Source organism: Halorubrum sp. SD41 (genome assembly GCF_058630335.1).
In genome coordinates this window covers 44,691-69,493 of the sequence record NZ_JBZVGZ010000019.1, presented here as the reverse complement: position 1 = coordinate 69,493, position 24,803 = coordinate 44,691, and the positions used below count along the sequence as shown (strand labels likewise).

Annotated in this window: 22 protein-coding genes; 16 read left to right on the top strand and 6 right to left on the bottom strand. The window is 69.5% G+C overall.

Annotation, left to right across the window (positions count from 1 at the left end; translation table 11 throughout):
* The first annotated feature begins 190 nt into the window (after positions 1-190).
* On the top strand, positions 191-808 hold the full coding sequence (locus AC4NMM_RS10620) for a hypothetical protein (RefSeq protein WP_096393065.1): 618 nt from the start codon (positions 191-193) through the stop codon (positions 806-808).
* A gap of 643 nt (positions 809-1,451) precedes the next feature.
* Here AC4NMM_RS10620 and AC4NMM_RS10615 read toward each other — a convergent pair.
* Complete coding sequence (locus AC4NMM_RS10615; RefSeq protein WP_491924223.1) at positions 1,452-2,978, bottom strand: carboxypeptidase M32; 1,527 nt, start codon at positions 2,976-2,978, stop codon at positions 1,452-1,454.
* A 145-nt stretch (positions 2,979-3,123) separates the two neighbouring features.
* On the opposite strand from AC4NMM_RS10615, the gene AC4NMM_RS10610 reads away from it, so the two are divergent.
* The 3 genes from AC4NMM_RS10610 (at position 3,124) to hflX (ending at position 6,024) form a co-directional block, all read left to right on the top strand.
* Entirely contained in the window at positions 3,124-4,170 is a 1,047-nt protein-coding gene (locus AC4NMM_RS10610) for a threonine aldolase family protein (protein ID WP_491924222.1), read from the top strand.
* Between the two features lie 151 nt (positions 4,171-4,321).
* Complete coding sequence (locus tag AC4NMM_RS10605; RefSeq protein ID WP_096393068.1) at positions 4,322-4,678, top strand: DUF2209 family protein; 357 nt, start codon at positions 4,322-4,324, stop codon at positions 4,676-4,678.
* A complete protein-coding gene (gene hflX, locus AC4NMM_RS10600; protein ID WP_096393069.1) occupies positions 4,675-6,024 on the top strand; it encodes a GTPase HflX in 1,350 nt (449 codons plus the stop codon). The genes AC4NMM_RS10605 and hflX overlap by 4 nt, the downstream gene beginning before the upstream one ends.
* 61 nt (positions 6,025-6,085) lie before the next feature.
* Here hflX and AC4NMM_RS10595 read toward each other — a convergent pair whose 3' ends face one another.
* Both AC4NMM_RS10595 and sfnG read right to left on the bottom strand, forming a co-directional pair.
* Complete coding sequence (locus AC4NMM_RS10595; protein WP_096393070.1) at positions 6,086-6,685, bottom strand: NADPH-dependent FMN reductase; 600 nt, start codon at positions 6,683-6,685, stop codon at positions 6,086-6,088.
* Entirely contained in the window at positions 6,682-7,830 is a 1,149-nt protein-coding gene (gene sfnG / locus AC4NMM_RS10590) for a dimethylsulfone monooxygenase SfnG (protein WP_096393071.1), read from the bottom strand. The genes AC4NMM_RS10595 and sfnG overlap by 4 nt, the downstream gene beginning before the upstream one ends.
* Positions 7,831-8,107: 277 nt before the next feature.
* Between sfnG and acs (AC4NMM_RS10585) the strand changes: the two genes are divergently transcribed.
* The 8 genes from acs (AC4NMM_RS10585) to AC4NMM_RS10550 all read left to right on the top strand — a co-directional run bounded on the left by acs (AC4NMM_RS10585) (position 8,108) and on the right by AC4NMM_RS10550 (position 17,704).
* Positions 8,108-10,075, top strand: coding sequence for an acetate--CoA ligase (gene acs, locus AC4NMM_RS10585; RefSeq protein WP_491924221.1), 1,968 nt, complete (start codon positions 8,108-8,110; stop codon positions 10,073-10,075).
* Positions 10,076-10,138: 63 nt separating this feature from the next.
* Positions 10,139-10,378 (top strand): DUF2061 domain-containing protein, encoded by a 240-nt coding sequence (locus tag AC4NMM_RS10580; RefSeq protein ID WP_491924220.1) that lies wholly within the window; start codon positions 10,139-10,141, stop codon positions 10,376-10,378.
* Between the two features lie 161 nt (positions 10,379-10,539).
* Positions 10,540-12,324: a bacterio-opsin activator domain-containing protein gene (locus AC4NMM_RS10575; RefSeq protein ID WP_096393074.1), complete on the top strand. Its 1,785-nt coding sequence runs from the start codon at positions 10,540-10,542 to the stop codon at positions 12,322-12,324.
* Between the two features lie 161 nt (positions 12,325-12,485).
* Positions 12,486-14,480, top strand: coding sequence for an acetate--CoA ligase (acs, locus tag AC4NMM_RS10570; RefSeq protein ID WP_096393075.1), 1,995 nt, complete (start codon positions 12,486-12,488; stop codon positions 14,478-14,480).
* 107 nt (positions 14,481-14,587) lie between these two features.
* Positions 14,588-15,100 (top strand): DUF4212 domain-containing protein, encoded by a 513-nt coding sequence (locus AC4NMM_RS10565; protein WP_491924219.1) that lies wholly within the window; start codon positions 14,588-14,590, stop codon positions 15,098-15,100.
* Positions 15,097-16,860 carry a VC_2705 family sodium/solute symporter gene (locus AC4NMM_RS10560; RefSeq protein ID WP_096393077.1) on the top strand — a complete coding sequence of 588 codons (1,764 nt, stop codon included), beginning with the start codon at positions 15,097-15,099 and terminating at the stop codon, positions 16,858-16,860. Before AC4NMM_RS10565 ends, AC4NMM_RS10560 begins: the two co-directional genes overlap by 4 nt.
* Positions 16,860-17,321 carry a universal stress protein gene (locus AC4NMM_RS10555; protein ID WP_096393078.1) on the top strand — a complete coding sequence of 154 codons (462 nt, stop codon included), beginning with the start codon at positions 16,860-16,862 and terminating at the stop codon, positions 17,319-17,321. Before AC4NMM_RS10560 ends, AC4NMM_RS10555 begins: the two co-directional genes overlap by 1 nt.
* A 107-nt stretch (positions 17,322-17,428) precedes the next feature.
* Positions 17,429-17,704 carry a DUF8119 family protein gene (locus tag AC4NMM_RS10550; RefSeq protein ID WP_096393079.1) on the top strand — a complete coding sequence of 92 codons (276 nt, stop codon included), beginning with the start codon at positions 17,429-17,431 and terminating at the stop codon, positions 17,702-17,704.
* Between the two features lie 32 nt (positions 17,705-17,736).
* Here the strand turns inward: AC4NMM_RS10550 and AC4NMM_RS10545 are convergent, their stop codons facing one another.
* Together AC4NMM_RS10545 and AC4NMM_RS10540 are read right to left on the bottom strand one after the other, a co-directional pair.
* Positions 17,737-18,393, bottom strand: coding sequence for an NAD-dependent epimerase/dehydratase family protein (locus tag AC4NMM_RS10545; RefSeq protein WP_096393080.1), 657 nt, complete (start codon positions 18,391-18,393; stop codon positions 17,737-17,739).
* Between the two features lie 70 nt (positions 18,394-18,463).
* Positions 18,464-21,157 carry a heavy metal translocating P-type ATPase gene (locus tag AC4NMM_RS10540; protein WP_096393081.1) on the bottom strand — a complete coding sequence of 898 codons (2,694 nt, stop codon included), beginning with the start codon at positions 21,155-21,157 and terminating at the stop codon, positions 18,464-18,466.
* A gap of 235 nt (positions 21,158-21,392) precedes the next feature.
* Here AC4NMM_RS10540 and AC4NMM_RS10535 point away from each other — a divergent pair, with 235 nt between their 5' ends.
* The 4 genes from AC4NMM_RS10535 (at position 21,393) to AC4NMM_RS10520 (ending at position 23,778) form a co-directional block, all read left to right on the top strand.
* On the top strand, positions 21,393-22,163 hold the full coding sequence (locus AC4NMM_RS10535) for an MOSC domain-containing protein (RefSeq protein ID WP_096393082.1): 771 nt from the start codon (positions 21,393-21,395) through the stop codon (positions 22,161-22,163).
* Positions 22,164-22,309: 146 nt separating this feature from the next.
* Entirely contained in the window at positions 22,310-22,504 is a 195-nt protein-coding gene (locus tag AC4NMM_RS10530) for a cold-shock protein (RefSeq protein WP_004045866.1), read from the top strand.
* Positions 22,505-22,622: 118 nt separating this feature from the next.
* The gene (locus tag AC4NMM_RS10525) at positions 22,623-23,198 is read left to right on the top strand and encodes a hypothetical protein (protein WP_096393083.1); all 576 of its coding nucleotides are present in this window, start codon (positions 22,623-22,625) and stop codon (positions 23,196-23,198) included.
* A gap of 142 nt (positions 23,199-23,340) precedes the next feature.
* Complete coding sequence (locus AC4NMM_RS10520) at positions 23,341-23,778, top strand: hypothetical protein (protein ID WP_231899198.1); 438 nt, start codon at positions 23,341-23,343, stop codon at positions 23,776-23,778.
* A gap of 45 nt (positions 23,779-23,823) precedes the next feature.
* Here the strand turns inward: AC4NMM_RS10520 and AC4NMM_RS10515 are convergent, their stop codons facing one another.
* On the bottom strand, positions 23,824-24,792 hold the full coding sequence (locus AC4NMM_RS10515; protein WP_096393084.1) for an oxidoreductase: 969 nt from the start codon (positions 24,790-24,792) through the stop codon (positions 23,824-23,826).
* Positions 24,793-24,803: the final 11 nt, after the last annotated feature.

Here is a 24,803-nt window from a genome sequence, read left to right as displayed (position 1 = left end):
CGCACCGCGGCCATCGCTGACTGGAGGGGGGCCGCCGGCCAGCAGGGGGAGCCGGGGGAGGAGGCCCCAAAGGAAAAGGGGGGCGCGGGGCGCCGCCCCCCCGCGACTCCGATCGCGCTCGGGGCGCGGAGAACCGGCCTGGATCGTGTCGACCCGAACGCATTTCACGGAGACTCCGGATCCGGTGTCCATGGCAGTCGCTGACGAAGGTAGCCGTCACGTCGCTGAGTCGGGATTCGTCGAACGAGTTCGCCACCTCGCGGACGCCGCGAACCCGGCGTTCGCGGCCGGGAGCTTCCTCGTGCCGCTGGCGTTTTTCGCCGCGAGCCTCGCGCTCGCGAGTACCGAACTCCTCTTTTATACCCACATCGCCGCCGGCGCGGTGTGGTTCGGCTTCGCGATCATCTTCCCGGCGATCATCGGGCCGACGCTGGGCGGCCTCGACGAGGAGGCGTCGGCCGCGGTGAACAGGACGCTGATTCCGAAGGCCGTCTTCTTCCTCGTCGGCTTCTCGCTGACGACGGTGTTGTCCGGGACGGTCCTGTTGACGCCTGACCTCGGGCTCGGCTACGGCTTCGGCGGGACGTGGTCCGGGCTCGCGCTCGGTCTGGGGTGGGGGCTGTTCGCGTTCGGGCTGGCGGTCCCACACCGGCTCCAGCTCAGCGCGTACTACGAGACGCTGTCGCCGGACCCGGACGCCGCCCGGCTCGAAGCGATCGAGAAGAAGAACCTGATCGTCGGCCTGTTCGAGGGCGCCGTGATGCTCGCGCTCATCGTATTGATGACCGGGTTCCGGCTGGGAATGTAACGGCGTTTGAACGCATGGGTTGAATACACGGTTTCACAGCAGTACGGAATACGGATTACGCATTTCGCAGCATACGCTCTTTTGGGGTGGCTAGCATGGTTGCGATCAGTACAGCGATCAATAGCGGAGGTGACGCAGATCGGCCGAGTGGTTGCTTATAAGTTGCGGCGAGTCCGCGGTGGAGTTTTCCAAAGTCTCCGTCAATCGTTTATAAATAAACATCCGTTGGCCGACAGAGAGCACCGCTAAAGCCCCAGCCGCTCGCTTATAAATGGTTAGCGATGAATCGGCGGAGACTACCTCCAAAGCCCCAGCCGCGAAGCCGCCGCACACTCGCTGTGCTCCTCACTCGTTCCGGTGCTTGCGTCGTCTGCGGCGGCTTCGCGGCTGCCCGTTTGAGTCCCACCCCGCACAGCCTCACACCTCCCCAGCCTCGTCAGTCGCCGTCGCTTCGCTCGGCGACTGACTCCCTCGCGCGGGCGGTTCGCGCCGCGTTGCGGCGCTCACCGGCACGCGCCACCGCCGTGTTTATCTATAAGTAATCGTCGCCGCTCACGGGTATTTAAATATCATACCGCTGCCGCCGGTCTGACTCATCCACTCCCCTAATCGGTCGCGGAGCAGACGAATCCTCGCAGCTACGTCAGATCCCGTACAGCTCGCCGTACTTCTCGTCGACGTAGTCGAGGAAGGCGTCCGCCGAGAAGTCCTCGCCGGTCGCCCGCTTCACGAGTTCGTTCGTCTCGAAGCGGGAGCCGTGCTGATGGACGTTCTCGCCGAGCCAGTCCTGGAGGTCGTCGAACTCGCCGTCGGCGATCTTCCCGTCGAGGTCGTCGATGTCGGCCTCGGCGGCCTCGAACAGCTGGGCCGCCATCACGGAGCCGAGCGAGTAGGTGGGGAAGTAGCCGAAGTTGCCGTGGCTCCAGTGGATGTCCTGGAGGCAGCCCTCGCTGTCGGTGTCGGGGCGGATACCGAGGTACTCCTCGTACTTGTCGTTCCAGACCTCGGGCACGTCCTCGACGTCGAGGTCGCCGCGGATCAGGTCGCGCTCGATCTCGAACCGGATGACGATGTGGAGGTGGTAGGTGAGCTCGTCGGCCTCGACGCGGATGAGGTTGTCCTCGTACACCTGGTTGAACGCCTCGTAGGCGTCCCGGACCGTCGCCTCCTCCGTCTGCGGGAAGTGCTCCTGGAAGATCGGGAGGAACTGCTCCCAGAACGCCTCGCTGCGCCCGACGTGGTTCTCCCAGAGCCGCGACTGCGACTCGTGGACCGAGAGGTCGCGCGACTCGCCGAGCGGCGTGCCGAAGTGCTCCTGCGGCAGCCCGAGGTTGTACTGCGCGTGGCCGTACTCGTGGATCGTCGAGCCGACGGCGCCGAGCGGGTCCTCCTCGTCGAAGCGGGTCGTCACGCGGCAGTCGAACTGGTTGCCCGAGGTGAACGGGTGCGAGGAGACGTCGAGGCGACCGCGGTCGAAGTCGTAGCCGACGAGCTCCAGCGCGTCTCGGGAGAGCGCTTCCTGCTCCTCTTCGGGGAACGTCCCCTCGAAGGTGTCGACCGCGAGGTCGACGTCGGACTCGCGGATCTCGTCGATCATCGGGACGAGCGCCTCGCGGAGCTCGGTGAGGATCGACTCGGCGCGCTCCATCGACAGGCACGGCTCGAACTCCTCGAAGAGGACCTCGTAGGGGTCGCGGTCGGGGTCGATGTGCTCGGCGTACTCGCGCTTCAGCTCGACGTGCTTCTCGAGGTAGGGGGCGAACTCATCGAACTCGTCTTCGGCCTTCGCCTCCTCCCACGCCTGGAGCGCCTCGGAGCCGGTCTCGGAGATCTCCTCGACGAGCTCGACCGGGACGGCGTCGGCGCGCTCGTACTCGCGGCGGACCTCGCGGACGACCGCCGCCCGCTCCTCGGTGAGGTCGGCGTCGTCGAGCTCGTCGAGCAGCTCGCCCGTCTCGTCGGCGGTGACCATGTCGTGCTGGACGGAGGAGAGCGCCGAGAGCTGCTTCGACCGGGCCGGCGTGCCGCCCTCGGGCATCATCACCTGCTGGTCCCAGCCGAGGACGCCGGAGGCGCTGCCGACCGCGTTCCACCGCTCGACGCGGTCGAGGAGGGCGTCGTAGGCGTCCGGTGCGTCGGCTGCGTCGTCTGGCGCGGCTTCCGTTGCCATACGCGACGGATCGATCCCGGTCGTTAAATAGGGACCGAACGCGGAACCCGCTCGTTCCGCGCGCGGAACCGCCGAATTCCCTCGCAGCCGCGACCGGCCGCGAGCGCGAGATATATGCCCGGCGCCGCGGAACGGCCTACAACCGATGTCCGACGACGACTTCATCGACCTGCGGTCCGACACTGTCACGGCGCCCTCGGACGAGATGCGCGACGCGGCCGCGACCGCCGAGGTCGGCGACGACGTGTATCGCGACGACCCGACGGTCAACGAGCTGGAGCGCCGGGCGGCCGAGGCGGTCGGCACGGAGGCGGCGCTGTACGTGCCCTCCGGGACGATGGCGAACCAGATCGCGGTCCACGCGCACACGGAGCCGGGCCAGGAGCTCCTCTTGGAGCGCGAGTCGCACATCTACCGCTGGGAGCTGGCTGGCGCGGCCAAGCTCTCCGGCGTCCAGACGCGGACGGTAGACGCCGGCGAGCGCTGCGTCCCGACGCCCGAGGCGGTCCGCGAGGGGCTCGTCGACGAGGACCTCCACCGCCCCGGGACCGGCCTGCTCTCCCTTGAGAACACGCACAACTACCGCGGCGGCAAGGCGATCCCGGTCGATCGGATCGCGGCCGCGGCCGAGGCCGCACGCGACGCCGACGTGCCGATTCACCTCGACGGTGCGCGCGTGTTCAACGCCGCGGTCGCGCTCGGCGTCGACGCGAGCGAGATCGTCGCCCCCGTCGACAGCGTCACCTTCTGCCTCTCGAAGGGGCTCGGCGCCCCCGTCGGCTCGATCCTCGCCGGCGACGAGGCGTTCGTCGAGGACGCGCGCCGCGTCCGCAAGCTGTTCGGCGGCGGGATGCGGCAGGCCGGCATCATCGCCGCGCCCGGCCTCCGCGCGCTGGAGAACGTCGACCGCCTCGCCGAGGACCACGCCAACGCGGAGCGGCTCGCGGCCGGCCTCGACGCGCTCGACGGCGTCGACGCGCCCGCGCCCGACACCAACATCGTCGTGGCGCACACCGAAGACGCCGGCATCTCGGCCGAGTCGCTCTACGCGGCGTGTAAGGAGGCCGGCGTCGGCTGCGTCGAGTTCGCGGACTACACGACGCGGTTCACCACCCACCTCGACGTCGACGAGGCCGACGTCGACGAGGCGGTCGAGCGGATCGCGGCCGTCGTCGACGACCTCCGGGACTGACGGGACGGGTCCGCCCCCGACTTGAGGTTCGGCACGGAAACGTTCAACTCGGCTGCCGACCAACGCCCACTCATGGGTACGCAGGCAGTCGACGCGAACGCGCGGACCGGCCGAACCGTGGTGAACCGCACCCGCCCCTGAGGTCGTCGGCGTGGACATCAGCGGGCGCCACGAGGAGGACGGCGAGTACCTGATGGTCGCGGCCGCGGTCCACGCGCGCGTCGACTCCTCGCGGATCCGGTCGGTGGAGGGGGTCGGGTTCGCCGCCGCGCGCGAGGGGCCGACGCTGGAGGCGACCGTCGCGCTCGTCGCCGAGGCGGTCGGCGACCTCCCGACGCCGCCGGACGGTCCGATCGTCGCGGAGGGCGGCGAGTTCTACGAGGAGCCGGCGGAACGCGTCGGCCTCAGCTTCCAGCCCGACTTTAAATACGTCGAGAGCATAGGCGAGCGCGAAACAGTGCAGGCAGCACACCACGCCGCGTACGCCGCCCGGGACCTCCTCCGATGACCGGGGACGCCGGAGCGGCGGACGCCGACGCCGAGTCGCCGACCGAGGGACGCCGCGCAGTCGTCGCCAAGCGGGTCGATAGCGGGACGGCCGACCTCGCAGAGATCTCACAGCTCGCGGCCGCCGCGGGCTACGAGGTGGTCGGCGAGCTCACCCAGACTCGCACCGAGGACGCCGCCTTCATGTTCGGCGAGGGAAAGGTCGCGGAGCTACGCGACCTCGTCCGCCGCACCGACGCCGACGCGGTGATAATCGACAACGACGTGGGGCCGTACCAGACGTTCAACGTCGGCGGGAAGCTCCCCGAGGGCGTCGAGGTCGTCGACCGGTTCACGCTCATCCTCGAAATATTCGGCCAGCGCGCCGACACCCGGAAGGCGCAGCTCCAGGTCGACCTCGCGGAGCTGCGGTACGAGCTGCCGCGCGCGGAGGCGAAGGCGAGCCTCGCGAAGCGCGACGAGCGCCCCGGATTCATGGGGCTCGGCGAGTACGACGAGAGCGTCGAGCGCGACATCAAACGGCAGATCTCGGAGATCCGTGACGAGCTGGAGTCGATCGCGGAGAAGGAGGAGGCGCGGCGCGAGCAGCGCCGCGACTCCGGCTTCGACCTCGTCGCGCTCGCGGGCTACACTAACGCGGGGAAGTCGACGCTGATGCGCCGGCTCGCGGACGAGCTGGAGGTCGACGAGAACGCCGACCGCCACCGCGACCTCGACACCACCGCCGAGTCACAGGATATGCTGTTCACGACGCTCGGCACCACGACGCGCCGGGCGGAGATGGAGAAGCGCGACGTCCTCCTCACCGACACGGTGGGGTTCATCGCGGACCTCCCGCACTGGCTCGTGGAGTCGTTCGAGTCGACGCTCGACTCCGTCTACCGGGCCGACCTCGTGCTGCTCGTCGTCGACGCCAGCGAGCCGGTCGAGGAGATGCGCGAGAAGCTCGTCACGAGCCACGACACGCTCTACGAGCGCAACGAGGCGCCGGTCGTCACCGTGTTCAACAAGATCGACCGGCTGGAGCCCGGGGGGCTCGCGGACAAGCGCGCCGCGCTCTCGGGCGTCGCGCCCGACCCGATCGCCGTCTCGGCGAAGACCGGGGCCGGGGTGGCCGAACTCCGTGACCGCGTCGAGGGCGAACTCCCCGACTGGGAGCGAGAGCGACTCGTCCTCCCCGTCTCGGACGACGCGATGAGCCTCGTCTCGTGGGTCCACGACCACGGGTACGTCGCCGAGGAGACGTACGCGGGCGGCCAGGTGACGGTGGACTTCGAGGCGAAGCCCTCCATCGTCTCTCGGGCCCGCGCGAAGGCGGCCGAAATCGCGCCCGCCGAGTCGGCGTGAGGGGTCGCCTCGACGACGCGACCGGGTCCGGTTCGCGGCGGGACGGTGGGACGGCTCCGGCTCAGAACTGCGGGCCGAGCGACCCGAGCGCGTCGCTCTTCTCTATCGCCCGCGCGAGGTCGACGGTCGCGGCCCCGAGGGTTTCCAGCCGCTCTCGGACGGCGTCGTCCGCCACCTCGCGGGACTCGAAGTCGTCGTCGCTCGCGTACACGCCGTCGACGACGTGGGCGCCGAAGAAGGCGAAGACGGGTCGGAGCTCCTGATCGACCGCGAGGTAGTGGTGATCCGTCGCGCCGGTGGCGACGAGCCCGACCGCGGCGTCCTCGAACGGCGCCACGTCGGCCTGCCACATGCCGCGCGGGACCATGTCGAGCAGGTTCTTCAGCGCCCCGGAGTAGGAGCCGCGGTAGACCGGCGTACCGACGACGTAGGCGTCGGCCGCGACGATCCGTTCGAGCGCGGCCGCGGTGTCGCCTTCGTACTCGTCGAGCCCGCGTCCGTCCGCGGTGACGAGGTCGTACTCCGCGAGGTGGAGTACCTCCGTCTCGACCCCGTCGCTAGCCGAATCGGCCGCTTCGAGCGCGGTCTCCACCGCGCTGCGGGTCTTCGACTCGGTCGAGACGCTGCCCGCGATCCCGAGGACGGCGGTCGCGTCGGTCACCGCGCCACCTGCGCGCCAGCTATCTCTTCGACCTCGTCGCCCCCCTCGATCTCGTCGAGATCGAGCGGGTCGGCCTCCTCGACCCGCGGGATGATCGTCTCGCCGAACCGCTCCAGTTCCTCGTCGTAGTGGAGGAACCCGGCGAGCACGATGTCGATCCCGATCGCGTCGAGCTTCCGGATCCGCTCGACGATCTGGTCGTCGGTCCCGATGAGTCCGGTCTTGAACCCGTCGTTGTACTGGACCAGGTCCTCTACGTCGGAGTCGGCCCACATCCCCTCGCCTTCGGCGGACGACTGCCCGGCCTGTTTCACCTGATCCTGGAACGCCTCGACCGCCTCGTCGGTCGCGTTCTCGATGATCCCCTCCAGCGTCTCCTTCGCCCCGGCCTCGGTGTCGCGCTGGATGACGAAGGCGTTCGCCGCGAACCGCGGCGGCTCCGTGTCGAACTCCGCGGCGTACTCCTCGACGTCCTCGATCACGGCGCGGATCTCCTGAAGGCTCCCGCCGTTGATGAACAGCACGTCGGCGTTGCGCGCGGCCATCTTCCGGGCCGCCTGCGAGTTGCCGCCCTGGAACACCTGCGGGTACGGCTCCTGGACCGGCTTCGGCTCCAGTGGCGCGCCCTCGAAGCCGTCGATGTCGCGGCCGATCGTGTAGAACCGGCCGTCGTAGGTGGCACGCTCCTCCGTCCACAGCGCCTTCATCGCCTCGATGAACTCCTCGGAGCGGGCGTACCGCTCGTCGTGGGCGAGCCACGATCGGCCGAACCCGGTGAACTCGCCTTTGAACCAGCCGGAGACGACGTTGATCGAGAAGCGGCCGTCGCTGATGCGGTCGGCGGTGGCGATGAAGTTCGCCAGCGGGCCGGGCTCCCACAGCCCGGGGTGGACGGCGCCGATGACGTGGAGGGTCTCGGTCTGCGCCGCCAGCGCGTTCGCGATCGAAAGCGCCTCCAACTGGCGGTCGGCGCCGTAGCTCCCGAAGAACCGGGCCTGTGCGAGCGCGTAGTCGAAGCCGACGTCCTCCGCCGTCCGCGCTAGGTCGAGGTTGTACTCGTACGTCCAGTCGGTGTCCATCTCCCAGTCGGAGACGACCAGCCCGCCGCTGACGTTCGGTACCCAGTAGGCAAACTCCGTGTCCATACCCCTCATCCGGTCGGTTCACGGGTAAGGGACCCCGTAGTGGCGAGTCATGGCGCTGCTCCCCGGAGACGGCAATGGTTGACGCTCTCTCGGATCCGCGGGACGAACGGGACGCCGCCGGCCGGTCCGCATCGGCGTCCCGGCCGTTCCACTCGGCAGGGACCGATCACTTCGATGAGGCAGGGGCTCAATTATGCCCTGCCGGCGGGGATCCGGTTACCCTCAGCCGGCGGGGATCCGGACAAAGTATACATCCCTTGGATTGCGAACTGGTATCATGGACGACGTCGGAGTCGACGGGTGGCGAGCGAACGGGGTCGCTGACGGCGACGCCGTCGAGCCACCGGCGGGATTTTGCGACCGAGCCGTCGCAAGCGACGCGGGGATATACGAGCGGTTCGACCGCGAGGGCCCGGAAGCGTGGCGCGCGGCCGCCGACCTGCTGACGTGGGACCGGGAGTACGAGACAGTCCTCGACGACTCCGAGCCGCCGTTCTACGAGTGGTTCCCCGACGGGCGGCTCAACGCCGCGGCGAACTGCGTCGACCGCCACCTCGACGACCGCCGGAACCAGCTCGCGATCCGGTGGTTCGGGAAGCGCGGCGAGCGCCGGTCGTACACGTACCTCGACCTCCACCGCGAGGTGAACGCGGTCGCGGCCGGGCTCCGCGACCTCGGCGTCGAGGAGGACGACGTGGTCACGCTGTACCTGCCGATGGTCCCGGAGCTGCCGATCGCGATGCTGGCGTGCGCGCGCATCGGTGCGCCGCACAACGTCGTCTTCGCGGGGCTGTCCGCGGAGGCGCTCGCGACGCGGATCGACGCGGCCGACTCCGAGTACCTGATCACCTGCGACGGCTACTACCGCCGGGAGGACGCGTTCAACCAGAAGTCGAAGGCGGACAACGCTCGGATCCGCGCCGAGGGGGAGCTGTCGGCCGCGGTCGTCGTCGACCGCCTCGGCGACGAGCTGGCCGTCTCGCTGGGCGACGACGAACACGAGTACGACGCGCTCGTCGAAGCGCACGACGGCGAGACGGTCGAGCCGGTCGCCCGCGACGCGACAGACCTCCTCTTCGTGATGTACACCTCGGGGACGACCGGGCGGCCGAAGGGGGTCGAGCACGCCACGGGCGGCTACCTCGCGCACGTGGCGTGGACGACGCGGAAGGTCTTGGACGTGCGCCCCGACGACACCTACTGGTGCGCCGCCGACATCGGCTGGATCACCGGTCACTCCTACGGCGTGTACGGCCCGCTCGCGACCGGCACGACGACCGTGCTGTACGAGGGGTCGCCCGACTACCCCGACCGCGACCGCGTCTGGGACCTGATCGAGCGCAACGCGGTGAGCGTCTTCTACACCTCGCCGACGGCGATCCGGTCGTTCATGAAGTGGGGCGCGGAGTACCCCGAGTCGCACGACCTCTCGTCGATCCGCCTGTTGGGGACCGTCGGCGAGTCGATCACCCCGAAAGCGTGGCGATGGTACCGCGAGCACGTCGGCGGCGGCGACGCCCCAGTGGTCGACACCTGGTGGCAGACGGAGACGGGGGCCATCTCGCTCGCCACCCTCCCCGGGATCACGCCGATGAAGCCGGGGAAGGTCGGCCCGCCGCTGCCGGGCATCGACGCCCGCGTCGTCGGCGAGGACGGCGAGCCGGTCGACCCCGGCGAGTCGGGGTACCTCACGCTCGCCTCCCCGTGGCCGGGGATGCTGCGCGGGCTCCGCGAGGGGGACGAGCGCTACCTGCGGGAGTACTGGGTGGAGGGCGAGGACGGCTGGCGCTACCGCACCGGCGACGGCGCGACCGTCGACGAGGACGGCTACGTCACGATCCTCGGACGCGTCGACGACGTGATCAACGTCCGCGCCCAGCGGTTCAACACCGGCGAGTTAGAGGCGGCCATCGTCGACGCCGACGGCGTGACCGAGGCCGCGGTCGTCGGCGACGGCGACGGGCACATCGTGGCGTACGTGACGACGAAGAGCGACGTCGAGCCCGGCGAGCCCCTACGCGAGGCCATCGCCGACCGGCTGGCGAGCGTCGTCGGCGACGTGGCCCGGCCCGACCGCGTCGTGTTCACCCCCGAACTCCCGAAGACGCGGTCGGGGAAGATCATGCGGCGACTCCTGGAGGACATCGCCCGCGGCGAGGAGTTCGGCGACGTGAGCGCGCTCCGGAATCCGGAGGTCGTTGGCGAGATCGAGTCGACCGTTCGGGAAATGGGTAACCAGATATAATTTCATTTTGCGTTTTGGGGAACAGGTAGTAGTTACTTACCGTCGGCGACCGAACGACCGTACATGCACACCACCGTCTTCTCGCGGGACGCGATCCACGCCCGTCGCCGCGCGGTCGTCAAGACCCTCTGCTACCGGGCGCTGATGGTCACGATCACGGTGCTGGTCGCGTGGCTCGTCGTCGGCGACATCGGCCAGGCGGCGAGCATCGGCCTCGCGACCAACGCCGTAAAGACGCTCACTTACTACGGCTACGAGCGCCTGTGGGACCACGTCTCCTGGGGCGTCGGCGCGTCGAGGTGACCGGCGACCGTCGTTTCGGAGCACCGGACAAAACCGAAACCGCTCGGTCGGAAAGCGGCCGCGATAAGGGGAGCTATCGCGACGGGACGGGAGGCTCCGCCGCAGAAAGGGGCGTTTTCCGGAACAGTTTTGTTTCGGCTGCTTGTTGAGTTCCGAAACGAATGGTCGACGGCCTCGACGCGGACGCGTACGACGCGCTCGTCACCGCCGCGGAGACGTATCGCGCGGCGCTCGTCGTCAGGCTGGCGGGCGAGGCCGGGCTCCGAACCGACGAGATCACCCGCGTCGCACCGCGACACCTGCGCGAGGCGGAGTCGGTCGCGGACGCGCGACTCCTCGCGGTCCCCGCGGGCGACGACGGGAGCGAGGAGGGTGAATCGCCCTCGTCCGACGACGAACCGGTCGACCGCGAGACCGTCGTTCCGGCGTCGCTGGCGGCAGACCTCGACCGGTACGCGACGAGCGAGGGGCTCGACGACGACGACCCGTACGTCGACGTCTCGTCCCGGCGCGTCCAGATGATCGTGAGCGAGACGGCGGCGCGGGCGGCCGGCCTCACCGACGCCGCGCTCGACGAACGGGTCACCCCCAGTTCCCTCCGGAAGACGTTCGCCCGGCGGCACCTCGTCGAGCGCGACGCCGACCCGCGGGCGGTCCGGGACGCCGGCGGCTGGGAGTCGCTGGGCACGCTCGACCCGTACCTCGACCCGCTCGACGGCGAGGCGCTCGCGGCCGCCATCGCCGGCGACGATCGGGACGGCGACGCGTCCGCGATGCGGGGCGAGACGACCGTCTTACCGGGGTTCGAGGCGCTCGCGGACCCCGATGGTGCGGCCCCGGCAGCGGCCGTCGCCGCCGGACTGATCGAGGCCGACCGCTGGGCCGAGGCGTGGGTCGTCCGCCGGGCGGTCGGCGGCGAGCGGGCCGACGTGGCAACGGCGGCGGGCGTCGACCGGGAGGCGCTCGCGGACCGCGGCGTGACCGCCGGAGGACCGTGGCTTGACGCGATCACTGACGGCGCGCCCGCGGCGACCGACGGGCGTCAGGGGACCGCGGGGCGGCCCGCCGTTGCGGTCCCCGCGGCCTACGAGGGCGTGGTCCACGGCGCGCTCTGCGTCGTCGCGGCCGACGACGACCCGGTCGACGAGCCCGAACGCCGAGCGCTCGCCGCCCTCGGGGGGTGTCTCGGCCGCGCGATCACCGCTGACCGGTGGCGGGAGCTGCTCCACTCCGACGCGGTCACCGAGGTCGAGTTCCACACGACCGACGACGCCGCGTTCCTCGCCCGCGCGAGCGAGCGACTGGACTGCCGGATCGAGCTGGCGTCGACCGTCGACGTCGACGACGACGTCTCACGGGCGTACCTCTCCGTCGACGGCGCTCGCCCACAGGACTTCGCGGCGGTCGTTGAGGCGGCGACGGGCGTCTCCGACTTCCGGGTGATAGAGACCGGCGAGGACGGCTGTTCGGCGTCGGTCCGCCTCGCGGACGGGTCGCTCGTCAGGGCGCTCATCGACCACGGTGCGACCGTGCGCGACGCGTCCGCCGCCGACGGCCGGGTCCGCGTCGTCGCCGACTTCCCCGAGGGAACGAACGTCCGCCCCGTCGCGGACGGGCTGCGCGACCGGTTCGCGGACGTCAGGCTCGCGAGTAAGGAGTCGGTCGCGCGGTCGCCGCGCACGGAGTCGTCGCTGCGGGACGGCGTCGCCGACCGGTTCACGGACCGCCAGTGGGCCGCGCTGTCGGCGGCGTACCACGGCGGCTACTTCGACTGGCCGCGCGGGAGCACGGCCGAGGAGGTGGCCGACGCGATGGACGTCTCGTCGCCGACGTTCCACAACCACCTCCGGAAGGCCCAGCGCGCCCTCCTCGACGGCGTCTTCGAGGACGGCGCGGACCGGCCGATTCGGGAGGGCGACGAGCGGGCGACACCGCCGGGCGGGTGACCGGAGGGGTCTCGGGGCGACGGCCCCGCCCCGGTCGACCGCACACGGTTGCGGCCCCGCCCGACGGCGCGACTCCCGCCCCGTCCGGCCGGAGTCTATCACGATTTTTTGTATTTAGCGTCAGCGTTTATATGCCGATATTGGTTGGATACGACCGTACCATGACAGAGGGAGACGGCCAACTGGAAGCGAGATTAGCGGAACAGGAGGTATTCGAGCCGTCGGAGTCGTTCGTCGAGCAGGCGAACGTCTCCGACCCAGAGATATACGAGGAGTTCGACGAGAACTGGCCCGAGTGCTGGGAGACGGCCGCCGACCTGCTGGAGTGGGAAACCGACTACGACCAAGTGCTCGACGACAGCAACCCCCCCTTCTACGAGTGGTTCACGGGCGGCGAGCTGAACGCGTCGGCGAACTGCCTCGACCGACACCTCGACGAGCGCGGCGACGAGGCCGCCATCGAGTGGGTCGGCGAGCCCGTCGACGAGGACGACCGCACGTACACGTACGAGGAACTCCACCGCGAGGTGAACGAGTTCGCGGCCGCCCTTCGGGAGCAGGGCGTCGAGGAGGACGATGTCGTCACGATGTACATGCCGATGATCCCGGAGCTGCCGATCGCGATGTTGGCCTGTGCGCGCATCGGCGCGCCCCACAGCGTCGTGTTCGCCGGGTTCTCGGCCGACGCGCTGGCGACGCGGATGAACTCCGCGGACTCCGAGTACCTCGTCACCTGCGACGGCTACTACCGCCGCGGCGACCCGCTCGACCACCTCGACAAGGCGAACGAGGGGCTCTCGGGCGTCGACCACGAGACGACCACGGTGGTCGTCGACCGGCTCGGGCCGAACGGCGACGACTTCGGCCACGACCTCGGCGACGACCAGATCGACTACGGCGACCTCGTCGCGGAACACGAGGGCGCCGAGGTCGAGCCGGTCACGCGCGACGCCGAGGACATGCTGTTCCTGATGTACACCTCGGGGACGACCGGGAAGCCGAAGGGCGTGAAACACACGACCGGCGGCTACCTCTCGTGGGTGTCGTGGACCTCGCAGTCGGTGCTCGACATCAAGCCGGATGACACCTACTTCTGTTCGGCCGACATCGGCTGGATCACGGGGCACTCGTACATCGTCTACGGGCCGCTTTCGCTCGGTACGACGACGATGATGTACGAGGGGACGCCGGATCACCCGGAGCGCGACCGCCTCTGGGAGATCGTCGAGGAGCACGAGGCGACCCAGCTGTACACCGCCCCGACCGCGATTCGGGCGTTCATGAAGTGGGGCTCGAAGTTCCCGGACCGCCACGACCTCTCCTCGCTGCGGCTGCTCGGCACGGTCGGCGAGCCGATCAACCCGCGCGCGTGGAAGTGGTACTACCAGCACATCGGCGACGAGGAGTGCCCCGTCGTCGACACGTGGTGGCAGACCGAGACCGGCGGGATGATGGTGACGACGCTGCCCGGCGTCAAGGACATGAAGCCCGGCGCCGCGGGGCCGCCGCTGCCCGGGCTCGACGTCCAGATCCTCGACACGCTCGGCGACGAGGTAGAGCCCGGAAAGGCCGGCTACCTCACGGTACAGAAGCCGTGGCCCGGCATGCTCCGGACGCTGTACAACAACGACGAGCGCTACATCGAGGAGTACTGGGCGGAGTACTCCGACACCGACAGCGACGACCCTGACGACTGGGTGTACTTCCCGGAGGACGGCGCGAAGATCGACGACGACGGCTACATCACCGTCCTCGGCCGCGTGGACGACGTGCTCAACGTCTCCGGCCACCGACTGGGGACGATGGAGATCGAGTCGGCGATCGTCGGCGTCGAGGGCGTCGCCGAGGCCGCGGTGGTCGGCGGGAACCACGACATCAAAGGCGAGGCGGTGTACGCCTACGTCACCACCGAGGACGGCTACGAGGGCAACGACGAACTCCGCGAGGCGATCGTCGCGGGCGTCGAGGACGCCATCGGCCCGATCGCCCGGCCCGAACAGGTCGTGTTCACGCCCGACCTGCCGAAGACCCGGTCCGGGAAGATCATGCGCCGCCTGCTCGAGAACATCGCTGACGGCGAGGAGCTCGGGAACACGAGCACGCTTCGGAACCCGGAAATCGTCGAAGAGATCCAGCAGAAGGCAAACGCCGAGTAGCGCTCGGCGACCCGTTTTCAACTGTTCCACTCACGACCACGACAGACTACACGACGACAACCATCACGAAAAAACCACACAAACGAACTCACAACACACGACAAAACATGACAGATAATACCTCACGCGAACGAGACGATGCGGTCGCCGACGGTGGCCGCGCAACAGATAACGCGGTCACCGATGGTGGCCGCGCAACTGACGACGCGGTCACCGATGGTGGCCGCGCAACTGACGACGCGGTCACCGACGGCGGCGTCGCCTCCTCGGGAGCCGCACAGACGCACAACAACACCGACTACCTCGGAGCGGAGGTGAACATCCTGAATCCGAGCACGCCGTACATGCGCGATCACCTGCGCATCGTGTGGTCGGGGTTCGCCGTCTGGGTCCTCGCGGTGTGGGGGCCGGTGACCCTGACGCGGATCGCCCCCGGTCCGATGACGCAGCCGATGCCAATCTTACAGTTCCCGCTTCACTACTTCCTCGTCGCGTTCGGCGCGCCGACCAGCGCGCTGATCTTAGCGTTCTGGTACTCGCGCAAGCGGGACGCGCTCGACGAGAAGTACGGTATCGAGCACGGTGACGTCGCGGCGACCGACGGAGGTGCCGACGAATGACGGCGAGTTCGCTCCTCCTACAGAGCGACCTCCTGCCGGAGGCGCTCAACATCTCGTTCAAGGTGGGGCCCGCAGTCCTCGTGATCGGGATGTTGGGGCTGTTCCTCACGATCGGATTCGTCTTCCGTGTCGCCGACACCGAGGACATGTGGGTCGCCGGTCGGTCCATCGGGAACGTCGAGAACGGGATGGCGATCGGGGCGAACTGGATGTCCGCCGCCTCGTACCTCGGCATGGCGGCGTCGATCGCGCTCGCGGGGTTCTACGGGCTGGTGTACGTCGTCGGCTGGACAACGGGGTACTTCATCCTGCTCATCTTCCTCGCCGCGCAGCTGCGCCGGTTCGGGAAGTACACGGCGCCGGACTTCGTCGGCGACCGATTCAACTCCGACACCGCGCGCGCCATCGCTGCGGTGACGACGTTCCTCATCGGCTTCGTCTACGCCATCGGACAGGCGAAGGGGATGGCCTTGGTCGGCCTGTACATCTTCGGTAACTACGGGGGTCTCATCCCCGGCCTCGACGGGTACCAAGTGATGGTCGTCGCCATGATGGTCGTCACCGTCGGCTACCTGACGCTGTCCGGGATGCTGGGCGCCACGAAGAACCAGGCGGTCCAGTACGTCATCCTCATCCTCGCGTTCGTGGTCGGCCTGTTCGTCGTCGGCTGGACGAACGGCTACTCCACGGTGCTGCCGCAGCTGGAGTACGGCGCGCTGATCAGCCAGCTCGGCAGCGAGTTCTCCGAGCCGTTCGCCTCGTCGAGCTACTACCTGTGGGTCGCGACGACGTTCTCGCTGATCGTCGGGACCTGCGGGCTCCCGCACGTGCTCGTCCGGTTCTACACGGTCGAGAGCGAGCGGACGGCCCGCTGGTCGACGGTCTGGGGGCTGTTCTTCATCTGCATCCTTTACTGGAGCGCTCCCGCGTTCGCGGCGTTCGGGACCGACCTCTACTCGCAGAACGTCGGTGCGACGTACGGTGACCCCGGCATGACGAGCGCGGCCAGCGAGGTCATCGTCGTGCTGGCGACGCAGCTTTCGGGGCTGCCGCCCTGGTTCGTCGGCATCGTCGCGGCGGGCGGTATCGCCGCGGCCATCGCGACGGTCGCCGGGCTGTTCATCGCCGGTTCGTCGGCGATCAGCCACGACATCTACACGAACATCATCAACGAGGACGCGACGCAGCGCCAGCAGATCCTCGTCGGCCGCCTCTCGATCGTTGCGCTGGGCGCGCTGACCACGCTGGCGGCGCTCAACCCCGCATCCTCGATCGCGGCGCTCGTGGGATACGCGTTCTCGCTCGCCGGCTCCGTCCTGTTCCCGATGTTCTTCCTCGGCATGTGGTGGGAGAACGCCAATCGGCAGGGCGCGCTCGCCGGCATGACCACCGGACTCACGCTCTGGTCGCTCCCGATGATCAACCAGATCGTGCCGACGTACATCGGTTCGCTCGAAGCGCCGCTGTCGGCGGGGCTGGCGCAGTGGATGCCCGCCATCGGCTCGGCGCTCATCACGCTCCCGATCGTGTTCGTCGTCACCATCGCCGTCTCGATGGCCACCGACGAGCCGTCGCTCGAGACGAAGCGGATCGTCCGGCAGTGTCACAGCCCCGAACCGATGGGCCAACAGGAGACCGCCGAGGACGTCGTCGCCGACGGCGGCGAGGACGTCGCGACCGACGGCGGCCGCGCAATGGACGACGCGGCCGCCGAGTGCGACCGCGCAGTTGAGGAAGACGAAAACACGGAGGAGCGATAATGTACGACCGAATACTCGTTCCCACGGACGGCAGTGACGTCGCGGAGGCCGCCGTCGACCACGCGCTCGACCTCGCGGAGAAGTACGACGCCGAGGTCCACGCGCTGTACGTGGTCGACATCGACTCCGTGAACTTCAGCCTCGGCACCGAGCAGGTCGACCGGCTCAAGCAGGGCCGGTTCGACGAGATGGGTGAGCTGAAAGAGCAGGCCGACGAGGCGACCGGCGTGGTCGCCGACCGCGGAGCCGAACGCGGCGTCGATATCGTCGAGCACGTCTCCGGCGGTCGACCGCACAAGGTGATCGGCGACTACGCCGAGAACCACGACATCGACCTCATCGTGATGGGGAGTCACGGCCGCGCGGGCGTCCGCCGCGCGCTGCTGGGCAGCGTCACGGAGCGCACCCTGCGCTCGACGCACGTGCCCGTTCTCGTCGTCGACTACCTCGACGAGGACTGAGGTCGCCGCACCGGGAGCGAACCGCCCGGTCCGCGAACCGTTTCCTCGCGCGGTCGACCCCGCGCGATTCCGCAACACCGACGTATCCCCTCTTCCACACTCAGTTCATGCCCGACTCGGACGCCACGGAGACGCCGGACGACCAGCCGACCGACCCGAGCGTCGCCGACCGCGCCCGGCACGTACTCAGCGAGAACGGCACCGGGATGCTCCAGGACCTGCTGTTCGCGCTCGTGTGGGTGGGGCTCGCGTCGGCGCTGTACAACGTCGCCTTCTCGACGGCCCCGCAGTGGGTGCTGTACATGTTCATGCTCGCGGGGATCCCGGCGTACTTCGGCTTCTTCATCTCGCTGGAGATGGCCAAGGAGCGCAGCGCGCGCTGACGGCTTTTTTTAATCAGGTATCGCTCCGCCGTTCACCCGGCGAGGTCGCGGATATCGGAGACGTCGAGCAGTCGCTCGTCCGGGTCCAGCGCGGCGCGATACGTCGCCCGCGCGACGGTGTCGACGGAGAGCGGTCGCGCCTCCCCGAGCCGCGACGCGAGCGGCGGCGCGCTCGCGACGAACCGGAGGACGCGGTCGACGACGCCGGGGAGGTGCGGCTGTCCCGGGCCGTAGACGGGACCGGGCCGGAGGGTGACAACGTCGAGATCGAGGTCGGCGATGGACGCCTCGGCGCGGCGCTTCGCCGTCAGGTAGGCGTTTCGAACGCCGGGCGGCTTCGCCGCCGCCGAGAGGAAGGCGAACGCGTCGACGCCGGCGCGCTCCGCCTCCAGCGCCGTGAGGAGGGCGGCGTCCCCGTTGACGCGCTCGAAGGTGACTCCCTCCCTCGGCGCCTCGGCGAGCGTCCCGACCGAGTGGACCACGGCGTCGACGCCGTCGAGGCGGTCGCGCCACGCGTTCGGGCGGAAGAGGTCGGCGCTCGTCCACGAGACGGCGTCCGCCCACGCCTCGTCGACATCGGGGCGGCCGCTCCGCGAGACGCTGCGGACCTCGTGGTCGTCGCGGACCGCGAACCGGCACACGTCGCGTCCGATGAAGCCGCTGCCGCCGACGACGAGGAGGGTCGACATGTGCCGGCGTACGCGCCGCGTCGTCTTGGGGCTTCGGGACCGCTGGCGGAGAAGGGAGATTGGGCCGCGCTCAACGCCGCAGGAACCCGAGGAGCCTGTAGTCGCCGTCGGGGTCGTACCGGCGGAACAGGAGGCTGTTCGTCAGCACCGACACCGAGGAGAACGCCATCGCCCCGGCCGCGAGGACGGGCTGGAGCAGCCCGAGCGACGCCAGCGGGATCATCGCCGTGTTGTAGCCGAGCGCCCACACGAGGTTCTGTTTGATCTTCTGGAGCGTCGCGTCCGAGACGCGGATCGCCTTCACGACGTCGAGCGGGTCGTCGCGCATCAGCGTCACGTCGGCGGCCTCGATGGCCACGTCGGTCCCGCTCCCGATGGCGGTGCCGACGTACGCGACCGCGAGCGCCGGCGCGTCGTTGACGCCGTCGCCGACCATCATCGCCCGGCGACCGTCGGACTGGATCTCCTCGACCGCGTCGGACTTGTCCTCCGGGAGGACGCCGGCGCGGACGTTGTCGGGGTCGATGCCGACCCGCTCGGCGACCGCGCGGGCGGTGCGCTCGTTGTCGCCCGTGATCATCATCACGTCGATGCCGCGGTCGCGGAGCTGACTCACCGCCTCTTCGGCGCTCGATTTCACCGTGTCCGCGTCGGCGACGACGCCCATGAGCTCCCCGTCGTCCGCGCCGTCTCGAATCCGGGCGACGAGCATCGCCGTCTTCCCCTCGCTCTCTAAGCGTTCCATCGTCTCGGCGGCGGGCGCAGGGTCGATCCCCGCGTCGCGCAGCAGCTTCCGGTTGCCGACCAGCACCTCGTCGCCGTCGACGGTCGCCCTCACCCCGTGTCCGGGGACGTTCTCGAAGTCCTCCGGGTCGGCGAGGTCGAGTCCGCGCGACTCGGCGCCGTCGACGATCGCCTGAGCGAGGGGGTGTTCGCTGCCGCGCTCCGCGCTCGCGGCGAGCCGGAGGACCTCGTCCTCGTCGGCCCGCGCGCCGGTCCCGGCGGCCCCGTCCGCGTCGTCGGCGGCCGTCGCGTCGTCGTCCGTCGCCTGCGCGTCGCCGCCCTCGGCGACAGCGCCGCCGTCGGGGACGCGCTCGTTGCCGACCGCGACGACGTCAGTGAGTTCCATCTCGCCTCTCGTGAGCGTCCCCGTCTTGTCGAACACCGCGGTGTCGACGTCCTTCGCGCGTTCGAGGACGTCGCCGCCCTTGAACAGGACGCCGTGTTGCGCGCCGATGGTGGTGCCGACCATCGTCGCGGCCGGCGTCGCGAGGCCGAGCGCGCAGGGACACGCGATCAGGACCGAGGAGGCGAAGACGACGATCGCGAACTCGAACACCGAGACGGTCCCGCCGACCACCGCGGGGCCGCCCGCGACCTGTCCCCACAGCGGAAGTCGGTCGACGAACGCGGCGAGCGTCTCGGGGAAGGCGAACCAGACGACGCCCCAGAACAGCGCGTTCGCGATGACCGCGGGCACGAAGTACGCGGAGATGCGGTCCGCGAGGTTCTGGATGTCGGGCTGTCGGGACTGCGCCTCCTTCACCGTCTGGACGATCTGCTGGAGCGCGGTGTCCGCGCCGACCTTCGTCGCCTCGACGACGAGGAGCCCGTTCTCGTTGATGGTGGAGCCGACGACCTCGTCGCCCTCCGACTTCTCCACCGGGACGGACTCGCCGGTCACCATCGACTCGTCGACCGCGGACTGCCCCTCGACGACGACCCCGTCGGTCGGGACCTGCTCGCCGGGGCGGACCTTCATCCGGTCGCCGACCTCGACCTCGTCGATCGGGACCTCGCGCTCGGTCCCGTCCTCGTCGACGAGGGTCGCGGTGTCGGCCTCCATCTCCAGGAGCTTCCGGAGCGCCTCCCCGGCCTGCCCCTTCGAGCGGGCCTCGAGGTAGTTGCCGAGCGTGATGAACACGAGGATGAGCGCCGCCGTGTCGAAGTAGACGCTCCCGGCGACCAGGTTGAGGAGGACCGCGACGGAGTAGACGTACGCCGTCGTCGACCCCAGCGCGATCAGCACGTCCATGTTGGCGCGCCCGTTCGTGACGAGCGCCTTGTAGGAGTTCACGTAGAACGGGCGACCGAGGACGACCTGGACCGGCGTCGCGAGCGCGAACGCGACCCAGTGGATCCCGACGCCGAAGAGCCGGTCCGGCACGACCGCACCCCCGAGGAGGAGGTTGTCGACGAGGAAGAAGAGCAGCGGCGCGGACAGCGCGGCGCCGAACAGCGTCAGGCGGCGCTGCTTTCGGATCTCGGCGTTCCGAGCCGCGTCGCGCGCGCTCTCGCCCGAGCCGTCGCCCTCGCCGTCCGCCTCCTCGCCGCCGCCCTCGCCCTCGCGCACCGGCGAGTAGCCGGCGTCCTCGACGGCGTCGTACAGCGCCGACAGCGAGGTCTCGGCGGGGTTGTACCGCACCTGTGCCTCGTCGGTCGCGTAGTTCACGTCGGCCTCGACGACGCCGGGCACGGACTCTAAGGCGTCGCGGTTCGCGTCCGCGCAGTTCGCGCACGTCATGTCGGTGATCGCCACGGTCGCCGTCTCGGAGACCGCCCCGTAGCCCGACTCCTCGATCGCGTCGTAGACCGCCGCGAGCGACGTCTCCTCCGGGTCGTACTCGACGGTCGCCTCGTCCGTGGCGTAGTTCGCGTCGGCTCGCGTGACGCCGTCTATCGACTCCACGGCGTCGCCGACGGTCGCCGAACAGTTGGCGCAGCTCATCCCCGTGATGTCGAGGTGGGTGGTTCTGGTGCTCATCTTGTGTAGTACTAGGGGCTACTCCCTTAGTGCGTTTTCCCCTTCGAAACCAAAGCTATCGACCGCCGATATCTTCGGATCGAAAGCGGTAGCGGCCCGAAGACCTCCGACAGGGAACCGACGAGAGCGAAATCGGTCGGAACGCCCCGTCTCCGTCCCCGGTCCGAGTCACCGGCCCAAGTCACCGGAACGCGCCGAAGAAAGACTATTGGAAGCGGCGCCTCGTACCCACGACATGGCCCGTTTGGAGCGACTCACGGTGTTTCCGGTGAAGGGGTTAGACGGGGTCGACGTCGAGGCCGCCCGGGTCCTCGACGGCGGGACGCTGAAACGCGACCGCGAGTTCGCGCTGTTCGACGCCGACGGCGACGTCGTCAACGGGAAGCGGACCGACCGGGTCCACGACCTCTCGACCGACTTCGACACCGAGTCGGGCGCGCTCCGGGTCGAGACGCCCGACGGGACCGTCCGGCGGTTCGACCTCGACGGGGAGCCCGCCCGCGCCGCCGAGTGGTTCGGCGACTTCTTCGACGCGGAGCTCCGGCTCCGGCGCGACGAGTCGCTCGGGTTCGTCGACCGCCGGGAGATGGGCCCCTCCGTCGTCAGCACGGCGACGCTGGAGGCGGTCGCCTCGTGGTTCGATGGAATGACCGTCGAGGGGGCGCGCCGCCGCCTCCGCGCGAACGTCGAGGTGTCGGGCGTCCCGGCGTTCTGGGAGGACCGGTTCGTCGGCGACGGGGCGCCGGCGTTCGAGATCGACGGCGTCCGCGTCGAGGGCGTGACGCCCTGCGGTCGGTGCGTCGTCCCGGAGCGCGACCCCGACACCGGCGAGCCGACGCCGGAGTTCCGCGAGCGGTTCGTTCGGCGGCGCGAGGCGACGTTCCCCGAGTGGGCCGACGAGGACGCGTTCGACCACTACTACACCTTGATGACCATCGCGCGGATACCCGAGCGCGACCGCGGCGAGACGCTCCGCGTCGGCGACGAGGTCACGGTCCGCGCGTAAGCGAGGGCGACCTCGTCGATCGAACGCGATCGATCCAGCGCGGAAATTCCCTTCTAAGCGGCGAATACGCCCGAGAGAGCGCGGGCGGCGGCGATTCAGCGCGGCACACAACACTTATCACCTCGTCGGGAGACAGTTAGGATGCGATGGCGACAGGCAAGGTTGACTTCTTCAACGACACTGGCGGCTACGGATTCATCGAGACTGACGACGCTGACGAGGACGTGTTCTTCCACATGGAAGACGTCGGCGGCCCGGACCTCGAGGAGGGACAGGAGGTAGAGTTCGAGATCGAGGAGGCGGACAAGGGTCCGCGCGCGACGAACCTCACTCGGCTGTAGCTCGTTCGGCAGTATCCGCTACCGGCGAACTCGGACAGCTCTCGAAACGCGTTCCGCGTATATTATCACCGCGAGCGACAGCGCCGCCGTTTTGGTCGCAGAGCCGGAAGCGGCGCGCATGGAGGCAGACGATCCCGACGCCGACGGTCCCGACGCGAACGCCCGCGACCTCGACGCGTTCGTCGCCGAGAACCTCGACCGCTACGCCGAGACGCAGGGCGTCCTCCCGGAGCGGCTGGAGGAGTTCGGCGAGGCGTACCGGTCGCAGGGGCACCTGACCCGCGATCAGCTGTACGAGATCGCCTACGAGTCGTCGACGCGGAGCGCCTATCACGTCGAAAAGAACCCCGAGTCCCGGTGCCGGGAGGTGACCCGCAACGCCCGCGCCGTCGACGGCGACTTCTCGACGGTCCACCTGCTCACCGGCCTCGCCGGCTTCAAGGCGCCGACCGCGTCGTGCGTGCTGGCCGCGCTCGACGGCGACCGCCACGCCGTCGTCGACACGCGGGTCTGGGCGTCCTTGGAGCGGCTCGGCTACCTCGACGGTCGCAAGGAGTCGTTCGACGCCGCAGACTACGTAACGATGATCGAGCCGATCCGCCAGATCGCCGACGAGACCGAGCACCGCGCGGTCGACGTGGGATACGCGCTGTTCGCGCACGACGCGCACGTCCGAGAGGGGACGCTCCACTGACACCTTCGAGAGACCGGAGCCGAGGACCGATCAGCTCTCGGAACGGGTGGACCTCGGAGCGGTCGGACGCAGGAGAGTGCGCTCCGAGCGAGGCGGAGCCGGAAGCCGGATATTCAAGTCGGTCCGGCGAGATGCGCGTGACATGGCCTCCCGCAGACGATTCCTCCGAGCCGGGGCGGCGGGCGCTCTCGCCGGCCTCGCGGGGTGTTCGGCGGTCCCGGCTCCGCGGCCGATGCTGGACCTCACCGTGAGTAACGTGCGCGACACCGCCGTCTACCTCGGCGTGCGGTTCTTCCGGCCGGACGTCGCCGAGCGGAGCGAGGCGCTCGTCTACCGCAACAGCGTCGAGATTCCACCCGGGGACTCGGACGACCCTTGGACGGCCGAGGACGTCGTCTCGGACCGGCCGTACCGGATCGAGATCGAAGACCGGAGCGCCCGGAGTTCACATCACTACCACTACCGACCGGACTGTTCCGACGACGATCCGTACGATATCGGCGTCCTCGTCCGATTCAACCCGGACGGCGGCGTCACCTTCTCGCAGACCACGTGCTCGTCCGACGCGCCCTTCCTGTAGGCTCCGGAGTGGGACCGCACGCGAGATCCGAAGGCGTCGCGCCGCTCACAGCGGGTACTCGACGGCGGTCGCCTCGGTCGAGTACTCCCAGAGCCGCCGGGCGTCCTCGCGGTCGTAGGAGGCGTCGTTCGACCGGCCGACGGTCGGGTGCCCGCGCATGTTCATGAGGCCGCCGGGCTCGACGTAGGCGCCGCCGTCGACGTCGGTCGTCGCGGCGAACAGCATCGGCTCGACCCCGATCTCGGGGGATTGTCCCAGCACCGCGTTCGCGGCCGTCATCGCGACCTTCATCAGGGGGTTGCCGCTCTCGGCCGCGGTCCGCATCTGGAGGTTCGTGTCGGTGTAGCCGGGGTGGCAGGCGACGCTGCGGATCCCCGGGTCGTCTGTCTCGTCCGTCTCGCCGCGCGCCGCGTCGAGGCGCCGCTGGAGCTCGTAGGCGAACAGCAGGTTCGCGAGCTTACTGCGCCCGTACGCCTTCCACTTGCCGTACGACGCCTCCCAGTTGAGGTCGGCGAAGTCCATCTCGCCCTGCTCGTGGGCGCCCGACGACTGGGTGACGACGCGCGCGTCGCCACCGATGCCGTCGGCGTCTTTTAAAAGGGAGAAGAGCCGCCCGGTGAGCGCGAAGTGGCCGAGGTGGTTGACGCCGAACTGCGTTTCGAAGCCGTCCTCGGTCTCGCTCCGCGGGATCGCCATCACGCCGGCGTTGTTACAGAGAATGTCGACCGCGTCGTAGTCGTCGTTCAAGCCCTCGGCGAACGCCTCGACCGAGTCGAGCGAGGCGAGGTCGCACTCGCGGACGTCGAGTTCGCCGTCGACCTGGCCGCCCGCGTCGGTGCGGATCTCGCTGGCCGCCGTCTCACCGCGCTCGACGCTCCGGCACGCCATCACGACGATCGCGCCCCGGGCGGCGAACGCGCGGGTGCCCGCGTAGCCCAGCCCGCTGTTCGCCCCCGTGACGACGACCGTCTTCCCGTCCAGTCGCGGCATCTCGTCGGTCGTCCAGTCTGCCATGGGGTACCGAA